The following is a 13,276-nucleotide window of genomic DNA, read 5'->3' as shown; positions in this document are numbered from 1 at the left end:
GCGAAAAACTCAAAACATCACCTATGCGAACTCCACTCTGTGCTGGACGCAATATTAGAGGCACAAAATCACTACAGTCAAGCGATCCCGTTTATTTCATGGGCTTTTCACTAGGTTAAGCCTCGATAGGAATTGATCAACTCATGATATGATAATGTATTTTTAGAGCGTCTGCCAAGAAAATAGAACCCTGACGCACCATCAAGAGTCCCTTTCGTGCCGTGCGTTATGTAGTCAAAGTATTTGATTGGAAAAAAAAGAACTCGGCCTGCCGCGTGAAGGAGTGATTTTACTTTTCTTTTTGATGTGAAACTCTGTAGAAAGTAAATTAATGACCAGCACAACGCTGTGCCAGCACCACAAGCCGTCCCACTCGAGAGTTCTTCAAAATCACGAAACAACCAACGATGTCCAAGATTCGTAAATCTTTGAAAATCATAAGCTCCCATATGAACTTGTTGCATAAACGGTGTCTCTGCGTACACTATCCCATCGTCTTTTAATACTCGGCATGCTTCTCTCAAACATTGATTGGGATCTAGCACATGTTCAAGAACCGCTTGAAAAACGATGCAATCGAATGATCCGCTTTGAAACGGAAGGTCATGGGCGTCGCAAATCATGTTTGTTTTTTCTTGAAACACAACATCACTTGAGACAATGTCAAGATCCTTGCGATTTCTAAGTACACCAAAGCCTTTCCCGTCAACTCCCCCTCCAACGACGAGCACTGAAGCACCATTTGCTAATAACTTACTAATTTTAATGAAATTAGCCTTTGCGGCCACGTTAACTTCTGCAGAAGGAAGATGCTTGAACATAAACGAAACGAGGCGATTGGAAGGCGTTTTATACGTCGTATCTTCCCCTTTAGCATATTGCCCTGTGTTAAACAGGGATTCTCCGTCCCGAATGAAAATTGGTATCCCCTGCATAACCGGCCATTTCTTTCCGCATCCTGTGCAAAACAAGGTATTTTCTTCTTCGTTTACGCAGATATCAGCGTTGCAAAGCAAGCAGCGCAACTTTTTGATCATGTTTTGACTGAGTTTCATTGGAAATCCCTGTTTTGGAGTAAACGGATGGCCAGACCTATAAACAATACTCCATGGATTTACAACCAACCCTGCGGCAAAGGCCCACCTCTGTGACTCGCTTCTCCTGCCCTTTCGTCAACCCTTGCGTAGTGGCGTTTCCAGGACAGCACGACATGGAGTACTTCCGCCCCCAGGTGTCCTTGAACTCGGCCAAGGCCATGAGATGAGGCAGTCCTGGTTCCTTCTCCCTGAGCCCCGCCGTTACGGGTTTACCGATTGACAAGCCGGGCGTTTCGTCCGATTTCCCGTCCTGGACCGGGTGCGCGCCAAGAGCGGTCGTTTCTTCGCAGCGCGCCGATTCGCAGGTCCGAACCCGCTTTGCGCGCACATCGCTTTCAGGAGAACACTTCCATGGATCTCACGTATTGGGCCCTCTACGCCCTGGCCGGAGCCGGCGCCGGCGTCCTGGCCGGATTGCTCGGCGTGGGCGGCGGCATCGTCATCGTTCCCGTGCTCATCGCCCTGTTCACCATGCAGGGCCTGCCTCAGCACTATCTCATGCAAATGGCCCTGGGCACCTCGTTGGCCAGCATCATGTTCACTTCGGTGTCGAGCATGCGCGCCCACCATCGGCACGGAGCCGTGCGCTGGAACATCGTCAAATCCATCGCCCCGGGCATCATCCTGGGCACCCTGGCCGGCTCCACCGTGGCGTCGATGCTTCCCACCCGGTTCCTGAAAGGCTTTTTCGTTTGCTTTCTCTACTTCGTGTCCGTGCAGATGTTCCTCAACTTCAAGCCCAAACCCAGCCGGGAAATCCCCGGACAAAAGGCCCTCCTGGGCGTGGGCGGCGGCATCGGCATTTTGTCGGCCCTGGTGGGTATCGGCGGCGGATCGCTCTCCGTGCCCTACATGGCCTGGTGCAACATCCCCCTGCACCAGGCCGTGGGCACTTCGGCCGCCATCGGCTTTCCCATCGCCGCCGCGGGAACCGTGGGCTACATTCTCAACGGACTGAACAAGGCCGATATCCCCTCCGGCTGCCTGGGCTACATCTACCTGCCCGCCCTGGTGGGCCTGGTGGTGTTTAGCATGCTCACCGCGCCGCTCGGGGCGAAAATCGCCCACAAGTTGCCCGTGGCCAAGCTCAAGCGCATTTTCGCCCTGTTTCTCTTCGTTGTCGCCACGAAGATGCTCTACAACATCGTCATGAAGTAGGCGCCGCGCCCCATGGACGCCGCACTGCACACCCTGGCCGGACAAGGACGCGCTCCGGCCCTGCTTCGCACGCTTCTGGCCAACTGCCGGGAAGGCGTGATGCTCACCGACGCGCATGGAGCCATCGTCCTGGTGAACGCGGCGTTCACCGCCATCACCGGCTACGAACCCCGGGAAGTGGTGGGACAAAGCCCCAAGGTGCTCTCCTGCGACCGCAACGACCGGGCCTTTTTCCTACGCATGCGCAAAAGCCTGGAAGAGTCCGGACGCTGGGAGGGCGAGATCTGGAACCGCCACAAGAGCGGCGAGGCCTACCCCGAATGGCTCAGCATCTGCGCCCTGCATGACGAACAGGGGACCCTGTCCGGCCACTTGGCCGTGTTTCAGGACTTGAGCGACCAGAAACGCCGGGAAAATCTGCTGCTGGCCAAGATTCACCACGACGCCCTCACCGGCCTGCCCGACCGGCACCTCTTTCTGGACAGGCTGCGCCGGGCCGTTCGATCCATGAACCAAACCGGCGCCATGGCGGCCGTGATCTGCCTGAATCTGGACCGCTTCCGCCTGGTCAACGACAGCCTGGGACACCTGGCCGGCGACGTGGTGCTGGCCAGGGTGGCCAAGCGGCTTTCGGGGTTCATGCGCCAAAGCGACACCCTGTCGCGCTTCGGCGGGGACAGCTTCTATCTGCTGCTGGGCTCCCTGCGCGATCCGGGCGACGCGGCCCACGTGGCCGGACGCATTCTCACGCGCCTGGCCGCACCCATGCGCATCGACGACCAGGAACATTTCGTCTCGGCCAGCCTGGGCGTCTGCGTGGCCCCCACCGACGGCGACACGCCCGAACAGCTTCTTCAGCACGCCGAAACCGCCATGCACCGGGCCAAGGAAGCCGGGCGCAACACCTACGTCTTCTTTACCGAGGAGCTCGGCAACCGGGCCAGCCGGTCGCTGCGGCTGGAAAACGACCTGCGCAAGGCCTTGTCCCGACGCGAGTTCGTTCTGCACTACCAGCCCTGCGTGAACATACGCACCGGCCGGGTCACGGGCATGGAGGCCCTGGTGCGCTGGATTCCCCCGGATGGGCGCGTGGTCTCCCCGGAGGAATTCATCCCCCTGGCCGAAGAAATCGGCCTGATGCCCAGTCTGGGACGCTTCGTGCTCGCCGAGGCCTGCCGGGCGGCCGGGGAGTGGCGCAAGGCCGGACACGGTCCGCTCAAGCTGGCCGTGAACCTCTCCACCCGACAGCTCGGACAGAAGGATCTGATTGATTTTGTCTGGAACACACTGGAACGCAACGGCCTCTCCCCAAGCGCCCTGGAGCTTGAAGTCACCGAATCGGCCTTTCTGAGCGACTACCGCGCGGCCACGGCCTTTCTCGGACGCATGGCCCAGGCAGGCGTGGGCGTGGCCCTGGACGACTTCGGCACCGGGTATTCGTGTCTGGCCTATCTCAAGCGGTTGCCCATCACCACGCTCAAGATCGACAAGAGTTTCATTTCCGGCCTGCCCACCGACAGGGAGGACGAAGGCATTGTGCGTTCGGTGCTCTCCCTGGCCGATCACCTGGGCCTGACCACCGTGACCGAGGGCGTGGAGACCCGCGACCAGTTGGAATGCCTGCTCTCCCTGGGTTGCCGGGGAGGCTGCCAGGGCTACCTCTTCAGCCGGCCCCTGCCGGAACAGGAGTTTACCCTGCGCCTGCGCTCTGGATGGAAGGGCCTGGACACGTGAGGCTCATCGACACTACCCTGCGCGAAGGCGAACAGGGGTACGGAATCTATTTTTCGCCCCGGGACAAGCGCGACATTCTCACCCTCCTGGCCCGAACCGGCGTGGAAGAAGCCGAAATAGGCGTGGCCGGACGCGACGAGGAGTTGGCCGCCCTGGCCGCCTTCGCCCGGAGCCTCTCCCCCAGGCCCGCCCTGTCGGTCTGGACCGCCTGCCGCGCCAAGGACCTGGACCAGGCCAAGGCCTGCGCGCCCGACACCCTGCACATGGGCCTGCCCGTTTCCGACGCCCACATGACCGCCCGTCTGGGCCTGGATCGCGGTCAGGTGCTCGAACTTCTGGCCGCCAACGTGGCCCAGGCCCGGAGCCGGGGCTTTCCCCGCGTTTCCATCGGCCTGGAGGACGCCTCCCGGGCCGATGCGGACTTCGTGTTCGAGGCCGCCCGCACAGCGGCCAAGGCCGGGGCGTGCCGGGTGCGCCTGTCCGACACCGTGGGCGTGTGGAGCCCCGCGGACACTGCCCGCGCGGTGACCTCCCTGACGCAACGCCTTTCCGTGGATGTGGGGGTGCATTGCCACAACGATTTCGGCATGGGCACGGCCAATGCCGTGGCCGGACTCATGGCCGGAGCGGCCTTTGCCGACGGCTCGGCCCTGGGCCTGGGCGAACGGGCCGGCCTGGCCGCCACGGAGGAACTGGCCGCCTACCTGGCCTTGCGCCTGGGCAAGTCCTACGACCTGGAGGCCCTGGGACCGCTGTGCCGGGCCGTGGCTAAGGCGGCCGGGCTGGTGGTGTCCGACCGCAAACCCGTGGTGGGGGGGGCGGTGTTCGCCTGCGAAACCGGCCTGCACGTGCATGCCCTGTGCAAGAATCCCGCCCTGTTCGAACCCTTCGACCCCCAGGCGGTGGGAGCCGCGCGCACCACGTCCCTGGGCAAGAAAAGCGGCCGGGCCGCGGTGGCCGGAGTGCTCGCCCGCCTGGGCCTGGATCCGGCCGGATGCGATCTGGAAAGCCTGGTGGATGCCGTGCGCGCCCGTTCCAACCAGTTGGGCCGTCCCCTGACCGACGCCGAAGCCAAAACCCTTCTGGACGATCCCGCGAATAAATCCTGAACACCCGCGCCTGCCGACAAAAGAAACCGGCGGTTCAGGCCCCCCGGAACTTCCCCTCCACTTTTCCTATCGGATATTGCGCCTTTTTGCCCGACGACGCCTTGACCGCGAAGGCTTCCTGTGACTAGGGATGCACAGATTCTGTCCGAATGGCAGCGGTCCGCGCGGCGATTCCGACCGATCCGAGGGGCTTTTTCCCGCCGAGTTCGCCCGTGTGACCTCGGGTTCGCTTCGGGCGAGTCGATGCGTTCGGCTCCGCTTCATTTATCGCACTCGCACGGTATGTTTCCGTGCGGGCGGGCCTTCCCAAAGGCCCCAAGCTTGTCGACTCCGCTGGGCCGGCAAACGCAACCTCGGCAACCGGTATGTCATGACACCCGACGTCCCACCGGCCGGTCTCGGGCCGGCCACAGCACCTCCCGGCGATGGCGCGGCCCTCACGGCCCTTCTGCCAGATTTTCCGTTCAAGGCGGCGCACAGCCGGCGTCTTCCCCCCGTCCAAGCCGTTTCTTTCCGACCGCCACACGGCCGGCCCTCAGGCTCTTTTGCCTTTCGGCGGCATCCTTCCTTCCCGCCGGTTCCTTCGAACCCCAAGTCGATCCAGGAGTCTTAAATGGCGAAAAATCTCTATATCATAGCCACGGAAGCCCGCAGCGGCAAATCCGCCATCTGCCTTGGCGTAATGCAAATGCTGCTCAAGCATTTCAACAAAGTGGCCTTTTTCAGACCGATCATCAGCAACGGCGACGTGGGCAAAAGAGACCATGACATCGCGCTCATGCTCAACCAGTTCTCCCTCAACATGCGTTACGAGGACACCTACGTCTACACCCTGGACCAGGCCCGCGACCTGATCACCCAGGGCAAGAGCGCCCTGCTGGTGGACAACGTGCTCCAGCGCTTCAAGGACCTGGAAGCCAATTACGACTTCGTGCTCTGCGAAGGCACCGACTTCGTGGGCGCCGACCCGGCCTTCGAATTCGACCTCAACGCCGAGCTGGCCGCCAACCTGGGCTGCCCGGTCATCGTGGTGGCCAACGCCCTGGGCAAGGAGCCCGAACGCCTGGTCGCCGCCACCCAGATCGCCCTGGACGCCTTTGAAGACAAAAACCTCGACATCTTCGCCACCATCATCAACCGGGTCACCCCGGGCGACGAGGCCAAAGTGCTGAGCGGCCTGAGCTGCAAGTACATGGGCGGCGACTGCCTGACCTACGCCATTCCCGAAGAACCCCTGCTCGGCAAGCCCACCGTTGGCGACGTGGCCAAATGGCTGGGCGCCAAGGTGCTCTACGGCAAGAGCCTGCTCGACACCCCGGTGGAAGACTACATCGTGGCCGCCATGCAGGTGGGCAACTTCATGGACTACATCTCCAAGGGCTCGCTGGTGCTCACCCCCGGCGACCGGGCCGATGTGGTGCTCAGTTGCTTCGCCTCGCGCAACTCCACCTCGTACCAGGCCGTTTCCGGCATCGTGCTCACCGGCGGCATCGAACCGCATCGCAACGTCCGTCGCCTGATCGACGGCTGGACCGGGGTGCCCGTTCCCGTGCTCCTGGCCGAAGGGCACACCTTCAAGGTGGCCCGCTGCCTCATGGACCTGTACGGACGCATCGATCCCAGCGACCAGAAGAAAATCGCCACGGCGCTCGGCTCCTTCGAGACCCACGTCAACTGCGACGACTTCCGCCAGCGTCTCGCGGCCAAGACCACGGCCAAGATCACGCCCAAGATGTTCGAATACCTGCTCATCGACAAGGCCAAAGCCAACCGCAAGCGCATCGTGCTGCCCGAGGGCGCGTCCGACCGCATCCTGCTGGCGGCCGATATCCTGCTGCGCCGCGGCGTGGCCGACCTCATCATCCTGGGTAACGAAGAAGAAGTGAAGGGCCGCATCTCCCAGCTCGGTCTCGACCTCTCCGGCGCCGAGATCATCGAGCCGGCCAAGTCGCCCCACCTGGAGACCTACGCCGAAGCCTTCCATGAGCTGCGCAAGAACAAGGGCGTGACCATGGAAATCGCCCGCGACCAGATGCTCGACACCAACTACTTCGGCACCATGATGGTCCAGTTCGGACACGCCGACGGCATGGTTTCCGGCTCCATCTGCACCACCGCCGACACCATCCGCCCGGCCCTGCAGATCATCAAGACCAAGCCCGGCATGTCCATCGTGAGCTCGAGCTTCCTCATGTGCCTGTCCGACCGGGTGCTGGTCTTCGGCGACTGCGCCGTCAATCCCAACCCCAATGCCCAGGGGCTGGCCGAAATCGCCATCCAGTCGTCCCAGACCGCCCAGGCCTTCGGCGTTGAGCCGCGCGTGGCCATGCTGTCCTACTCCACCGGCGGCTCGGGCTCGGGCGCCGATGTCGACAAGGTGCGCGAAGCCACCAAGATCGCCCAGGAAATGGCCCCCGAACTGGCCCTGGAAGGCCCCCTGCAGTACGACGCCGCCATCGATCCCAGCGTGGCCTCCCTCAAGATGCCCGGCTCCAAGGTGGCGGGCAAGGCTACCGTGTTCATCTTCCCCGACTTAAACACCGGCAACAACACCTACAAGGCCGTGCAGCGCGCCGCCCAGGCCGTGGCCATCGGTCCGGTTCTCCAGGGCTTGAACAAGCCCGTCAACGACCTCTCGCGCGGTTGCACCGTGCCCGACATCGTCAATACCGTGGCCATTACCGCCATCCAGGCGCAAAATTAAACCTCCGAACACACCAACATGCGCCCCGGACCGGTCCGGGGCGCACCGAGGGAGTCAAGTCTCATGAAAGTTCTCGTTCTCAACTGCGGCAGCTCTTCCCTGAAATACCAGCTCATCGACATGGACAACCTGGACGTGCTGTGCTCCGGCCTGGTGGAGCGCATCGGCGAACCCGTGGGCAAGATCGCCCACAAGGCCTATCCTGGCACCCCCAAGGAAAAGGCCGTGGTCTCCGAAGAGCCCTTCACCGACCATGAAGCCGCCCTGAAACGCACCGCCGGTCTCATCACCGGGTCCGAAGCCGGCGTGGTCAAGAACGCCTCCGAAATCGGCGCCATCGGCCACCGCGTGGTGCACGGCGGCGAAGCCTTCCGGCAGCCCGTGCTCATTACCGAAGATGTCAAAGCCGCCATCAAGCAGTTCAGCACCTTGGCTCCCCTGCACAACCCCGCCGGCCTCACCGGCATCGAAGCCGCCACCCGTCTGTTCGTGGGCGTGCCCCAGGTGGCCGTGTTCGACACCGCTTTCCACGGCTCCATCCCGGATTACGCCTACCTGTTCCCGATTCCCTACGAATATTACAAGGACCTGGGCATCCGCCGCTACGGCTTCCACGGTACCTCCCACGCCTACGTGGCCAAGCAGGCCGCCAAGGTCCTGGGCAAGCCCTTCGACCAGACCAGCGTCATCACCGTGCATCTGGGCAACGGCTGCTCCATGGCCGCCGTCAAGAACGGACAGTGCATCGACACCACCATGGGCCTCACGCCCCTGGAAGGCCTCATGATGGGCACCCGCTCCGGCGACGTGGACCCCTCGATCCACGCCTTCCTGGCCAAGAACAAGGGCCTCACCATTGACGAAATCGACACCGTGCTCAACAAGCAGAGCGGTTCCAAAGGCATCGCCGGCGTTTCCGACATGCGCGACATCCACGCCCGCCGCGAAAAGGGCGACAAGATGGCCCAGCTGGCCTTTGAAATGTTCTCCTACCGCGTGACCCGCCACATCGGCGCCTTCCTGGCCGTCATGGACGGTTGCGACGCCATCGTGTTCACCGCCGGCATCGGCGAGAACGACCCCGACACCCGCCAGCAGTGCCTGAGCACCCTCGGCGCCCTGGGCGTCAAGGTCAGCAAGGAGCGCAACTACGGCTTCAAGCGCGGCCAGATCGAAAAGATCAGCACCGACGACTCCAAGGTGGCCATCTTCGTGATCCCCACCAACGAGGAACTCGAAATCGCCAACCAGACCTACTCCCTGGTCAGCGCTCAGTAAGACAATACGTCATACAATATGACTTCGAAAAGGAGGACGCTTGCGTCCTCCTTTTTTGTTACAAGGAAGAGCCTCCGGCGGCTGGGGGCGGAGCCCGCCCCCAGACCCCCGCAAGGGAGAGCGGAAATAATGAGTCCGCATGGAAAAAAAGGTCATGAACGGCAAAAAGAAAAAGAATGTGCGCCTTTTCGGCTTTGCCGAAAAGACGCACGCTCTTGTCTTTGCTTCCGCGCTTGTCTCTAGGGGGCGCGATGGAAACCGGTTGGCAGGCAATTGGGGATTTCCAAGGGGGTCACCCCCTTGGGCCGCCGGAGGCTCTTCGCCTTTCTGCGTTAAAACATCCAGCCGTCAGCCCTGTTCTGGGCCAGTTGCAGGTCGCCGGACGGCAGTTCAGCGATGACCGCCATTCGCCCCAGATCCGCAAACGTGGTGGACTGGCGCAAGGTGATCACGCTTTTGTCCGTGACCGTAAAGGGCCTCCCCAGGGTAAGGGGAGCGTCGCCCAGAAACGGCTGGACCATGGTGGCGGGTCCGTTGCCCACAATGTCGGTCAGGGTGTAGCGCCCGGGAGGGGCCACGGCGGGCTTGCCCGGGGTCCAGGGCAGGGTGAGCGTCTCGCCGTTGGGCTTGACCAGGATCAGGGCTTGCACCTTGCGGGGCAGCAGCCGAATGAGAAACCGGTCCTTGGGCTGCCCGGGCGTTTCGCGCACCACTTCGCACAGGGTTTCCCCCGGCGTGTCGCAGGGGAGAAAGAACTTCTCGATAAAGCTCTTCGGGTCGAGAATGATTTCCTGTCCGGCGTCCTGTCCGTCGTTTTCGCCCACTCGCGAGACATAACCCTTGAGATTGAGCACCTCTTCGCGTCGGCTGCCCTGTACGCCTTCAAGAATAAGCTGATCGCCCTGCACGGCGGTAAGTGTCTGTCCCGCGCGCACGATCTTGAGCTTGCCCCCCAACCAACAGACAAACGCCGTCGGCCCGCCGGGCTTGGCCGCGGGCCAGGTCCCGTTCCAGTCCAGCTTGGCCTTGGCCAGCACCACGCCGTCGGCCCGGACGTCCAGGGTGTCGAACGGGGCCAAAGGCAGTCGGGGAGCGCGGGTCAGGTTCAGCCCCGGCCGGTCCGAAGCGAAGACGGCGGTGACCGGATCAAGGGGATTTCGCGAGTCGTTCAGGGCCAATTGCACCGTGAGCGGGGAGCCGGGATTCACGCTCAACCGGGGTTTGTTCTTGTCCAGGGGCCGACCGTTGACCAGCACGGTGTATTCCCGGGGCGGATAGGCTTGGAAATCGGCGGGCGAGAGCGCGGGGGGTTCGAGTTCCACGCCGAATTCGCGCAAGAAGAGGGTGGTGGCCCGCATCTGCTGATTCACCTTCCAGGCCAGGTCGGTGATGTTCTTGCTGACTTCCACGGCCACGGCCGGAATGCCTACGTTGGAGAGGCAATAGTAGGTCAGGGATTTGCGTTGTTCCAGATAGTGGGAACGGTCGTTGAAGGTGTCCATATTGAAAAGCTGAAAGGCGAAATCCTTCCTGTCCACGCCCTGGTTGAGCCGGTCGAGCACCTCGCGCACCATATTTGCCAGCGGAATGGCGTGCTTGTAGTTGACCGTATCGATGATGACCGACTGGCCGTAGCGATGGGGACCGCGCAGGTCGGAAATCTGCTTGGCATCGTAGAATCCTGATCCTTCGTGCAGGTGGATAAGCGCCTTGCTTTGACCCACGAGGAACCGGATGAGACGTGCCAGACGGTCTTCGTAGAACTCGTTGTAATCCTTGTCGAAGCGCCGGTTCAAATCGACGTTGATGGATCGTTTGCGTTCATGGATGGAGGGCGGATTGGCCCGTGGGACGATGATGATCGTCCCCTTGGTCACCTTCGCCCGGGTGAGCAACTGGGCGGTGAGAAATCCCGCGGATTCGTCCCCCTGGATGCCGCCCTGTACCATGACCGTGGGACCAGGTTGCGCGCCGCGCAGAAAGTGCACGTCGATGGCGTATTGGGTGCCGGGGAAAAAGGTATGCACCTCTGCTTGAGCCGGTTCGCACACGGTCAGCGCGAGAATCAGCCCGAAAAGGACATTAGGGAGCCTGAACAAGGGGATACGTCTCGCTGAAAATGGTTTTGCCCGAGGAATTGGATATCACCAGGCGCAAAGCGAACACGTTTTGCCGATCCATCTGGTTCGGCAGGGGGGCTTGGGCGTTGACCTGCTTGAATCGCTGAATTTGAAAACCCAAATCGTCCTTGCCGGTCTCCAGGGGAATCATGGCGCCGTCACGACCGATCACGAGCAGTCGGCCGCCGCCGGACAAGGCGGTCTGGGGCATGAGATTGTTCAGGTCGAAGCCGTAATGCACGGTCTTGCCGTCGACCTTGAAGCGAAAATTTTCCACGCCGACCTGACCCAGGTCGACTTTGGAAAGAATGTCGGCCAGATCGAAACCGGCCGGCCTTTCCCGTTCGGGTTGCTGATCTTTCTTGCCCTGGTCTTTTTTGCTCGCGCCGGTCTGGACGGTCGGAGCCTTGCCCGCGGGCATTGCCACGCCCAGCCCGGCCAACAATTGCGAAAGCTCGCTCGGATCGGATGTGCGCAAGAGCTTGTCGATATTTTCCAGTCGCTCGACCTGGAGAAGGGTTTCGGCCAAACGTTTGTCCACGTCGCGCTTTTCCTCGGCGATCTTGCGGGCGCGTTGCCAGAATTCCCAACCCGAGTAGGCCCCGCCGACAGCCAAAAGGGCCAAACAAACAGCCAGATACGTCAAGGCGCGCAACCATCCCGGATGCAGGCGCATGCGCCTGGCCGGCTCGTCGTCACGAAACCAGATGAGGCTGATCTTGGCCTTGCTCGACATGATCTAGAGTTTTCTCCAGTCTTCGTCCACGATCTGCCACTTGTCGCCAAGAGGGGCCAACACCAGCTTCTTGAGGCCCTTGTCGGAAACGCCGTCCTTGCTGACGTATTCCTGGACGAATTCGACTTCCAGGCCTTTGTTGTCCAGGCCCACCTTGACGTTCCGCAGGGCGACCTTTTTCGGGGCCTTGGCGCCGGCCCACAATTTTTGTTTCTGTTCCCGGATGGCCGACCGGCCCTCCCGATCGCCCTGGCTGGCGTTCTCGGCGTAAAACCCCATGTATCCCTGAAGGTTGCCCTTTTCCCAGGCCTGACGCCAGGCCTCCACCAGGGCGATGGCGTCGGGGCGCACACGGTCCAGGTATTTGGCCTCCAGGCCCATGTTGACGTCCTGGTAGTCCATCCCCACGATCACGTAGCGGCCCTTGTCGTCCTTCTGCCAGTACAGGCGCTTGATTCCCTCGCTGGTCAGGGTGGGGGAGCGGTAGAGCTGGCCGAAATAGGTCACCCAGTAGTCCGGCCCCTGCACGGCGCGCACGTCGTCGATGAGCACATGGATCCAGGGCAGGGAGGAAAAGAGTTGGCGCTTATGGTCGCGAAACACGGAAAACGGTTCGCCCTGGGCTATGGAAAACTTGACCGCGTCATGAAAACCGAAAAAATCATCGGACTTGCGCGACCAGGCCTTGGCCCATTCCAGGGTGGCGGCCACCACTTCCTGAGCCTCCTTGCGGACCTGGGGCGCGTCTTTGCTCCAGTGCACCTTGTTGGCGATGATCACGGGCATGGTGCGTTTGGCCAATTGCCCGTCAAGGTCCTTGATGTCGGGATTGTTGAGCGCGACGCAGCCCTGGCTTTCGTTGGGCGTGATGGGCTTTCCCCGACCGTGGATCCAAATGCCGCTGCCCGTGTGTTTGTTGATGATGTCGACGGGATTGGGATAATTGAGGGTGAAGGCCAACTCGCCGTAAAGGCTGTAATCGAGGTTGCCGCTCAGGCGTTCCTTGATGAAATACACGCCCTCCGGGGTCTTGAGATCGCCTTCCCGGGTTTTGGTGCCGGGTTCCTTGCCCGTGGTGCAGGGCAACTGCTTGAAGACGACCAGGGGGCTTTTCTGTTCGAAAAACCAAAACGTCTGGGAGGACTTGTCCACGGCCAGAAACTTTTCCGGCCCTGTGGGATCGGCGCGCAGATTGACGAACCATCCTTCGTTCTCGGCCCGGGCGGGTAGGGAAACGCCGAGACAGAGCGCAAAAGAACAGACGGCCCATGCGACCGCAGGAAAAATGATCCGGGAATATTTTCGGGACTTGGCCACGGTCTGGCTCCTCCTTGAGTCGA

At 61.6% G+C, this 13,276-nt stretch carries 9 protein-coding genes; 5 read left to right on the top strand and 4 right to left on the bottom strand.

The features are described 5' to 3' along the window. Positions 1 to 110: 110 nt before the first annotated feature. Complete coding sequence (locus ACYQ01_RS12110; protein WP_459934123.1) at positions 111 to 1,055, bottom strand: methyltransferase domain-containing protein; 945 nt, start codon at positions 1,053 to 1,055, stop codon at positions 111 to 113. A gap of 393 nt (positions 1,056 to 1,448) precedes the next feature. On the opposite strand from ACYQ01_RS12110, the gene ACYQ01_RS12105 reads away from it, so the two are divergent. The 5 genes from ACYQ01_RS12105 to ACYQ01_RS12085 all read left to right on the top strand — a co-directional run bounded on the left by ACYQ01_RS12105 (position 1,449) and on the right by ACYQ01_RS12085 (position 9,080). Beyond that, a complete protein-coding gene (locus ACYQ01_RS12105) occupies positions 1,449 to 2,255 on the top strand; it encodes a sulfite exporter TauE/SafE family protein (protein WP_459934122.1) in 807 nt (268 codons plus the stop codon). Between the two features lie 12 nt (positions 2,256 to 2,267). After that, positions 2,268 to 3,989: a putative bifunctional diguanylate cyclase/phosphodiesterase gene (locus ACYQ01_RS12100; RefSeq protein ID WP_459934121.1), complete on the top strand. Its 1,722-nt coding sequence runs from the start codon at positions 2,268 to 2,270 to the stop codon at positions 3,987 to 3,989. After that, positions 3,986 to 5,098 carry a LeuA family protein gene (locus ACYQ01_RS12095; RefSeq protein WP_459934120.1) on the top strand — a complete coding sequence of 371 codons (1,113 nt, stop codon included), beginning with the start codon at positions 3,986 to 3,988 and terminating at the stop codon, positions 5,096 to 5,098. The genes ACYQ01_RS12100 and ACYQ01_RS12095 overlap by 4 nt, the downstream gene beginning before the upstream one ends. 613 nt (positions 5,099 to 5,711) lie before the next feature. Beyond that, positions 5,712 to 7,802 (top strand): phosphate acetyltransferase, encoded by a 2,091-nt coding sequence (pta, locus tag ACYQ01_RS12090; protein ID WP_459934119.1) that lies wholly within the window; start codon positions 5,712 to 5,714, stop codon positions 7,800 to 7,802. A gap of 63 nt (positions 7,803 to 7,865) precedes the next feature. Continuing rightward, positions 7,866 to 9,080, top strand: coding sequence for an acetate kinase (locus ACYQ01_RS12085; protein ID WP_459934118.1), 1,215 nt, complete (start codon positions 7,866 to 7,868; stop codon positions 9,078 to 9,080). Between the two features lie 332 nt (positions 9,081 to 9,412). On the opposite strand, the gene ACYQ01_RS12080 is transcribed toward ACYQ01_RS12085, so the two are convergent. From ACYQ01_RS12080 to ACYQ01_RS12070, 3 genes are read right to left on the bottom strand one after another with little or no spacing between them, the layout of a single operon-like run. Then, the gene (locus ACYQ01_RS12080; RefSeq protein WP_459934117.1) at positions 9,413 to 11,179 is read right to left on the bottom strand and encodes a M99 family carboxypeptidase catalytic domain-containing protein; all 1,767 of its coding nucleotides are present in this window, start codon (positions 11,177 to 11,179) and stop codon (positions 9,413 to 9,415) included. Then, positions 11,163 to 11,936 (bottom strand): hypothetical protein, encoded by a 774-nt coding sequence (locus ACYQ01_RS12075; protein WP_459934116.1) that lies wholly within the window; start codon positions 11,934 to 11,936, stop codon positions 11,163 to 11,165. The genes ACYQ01_RS12080 and ACYQ01_RS12075 overlap by 17 nt, the downstream gene beginning before the upstream one ends. A gap of 3 nt (positions 11,937 to 11,939) precedes the next feature. Further along, complete coding sequence (locus tag ACYQ01_RS12070) at positions 11,940 to 13,253, bottom strand: L,D-transpeptidase family protein (protein ID WP_459934115.1); 1,314 nt, start codon at positions 13,251 to 13,253, stop codon at positions 11,940 to 11,942. Between the last annotated feature and the right edge of the window lie 23 nt (positions 13,254 to 13,276).

The organism is Fundidesulfovibrio butyratiphilus (genome assembly GCF_054657235.1).
Note: the sequence above shows the minus strand (reverse complement) of the source record. Positions and strands in the feature narration are given on the sequence as shown.

Excerpts from the sequence above, each read along its gene's own strand:
- pta (WP_459934119.1), top strand. The coding sequence starts at position 5,712 with ATGGCGAAAAATCTCTATATCATAGCCACGGAAGCCCGCAGCGGCAAA.
- ACYQ01_RS12085 (WP_459934118.1), top strand. The coding sequence starts at position 7,866 with ATGAAAGTTCTCGTTCTCAACTGCGGCAGCTCTTCCCTGAAATACCAG.
- ACYQ01_RS12075 (WP_459934116.1), bottom strand. The coding sequence starts at position 11,936 with ATGTCGAGCAAGGCCAAGATCAGCCTCATCTGGTTTCGTGACGACGAG.
- ACYQ01_RS12100 (WP_459934121.1), top strand. The coding sequence starts at position 2,268 with ATGGACGCCGCACTGCACACCCTGGCCGGACAAGGACGCGCTCCGGCC.
- ACYQ01_RS12110 (WP_459934123.1), bottom strand. The coding sequence starts at position 1,055 with ATGAAACTCAGTCAAAACATGATCAAAAAGTTGCGCTGCTTGCTTTGC.
- ACYQ01_RS12105 (WP_459934122.1), top strand. The coding sequence starts at position 1,449 with ATGGATCTCACGTATTGGGCCCTCTACGCCCTGGCCGGAGCCGGCGCC.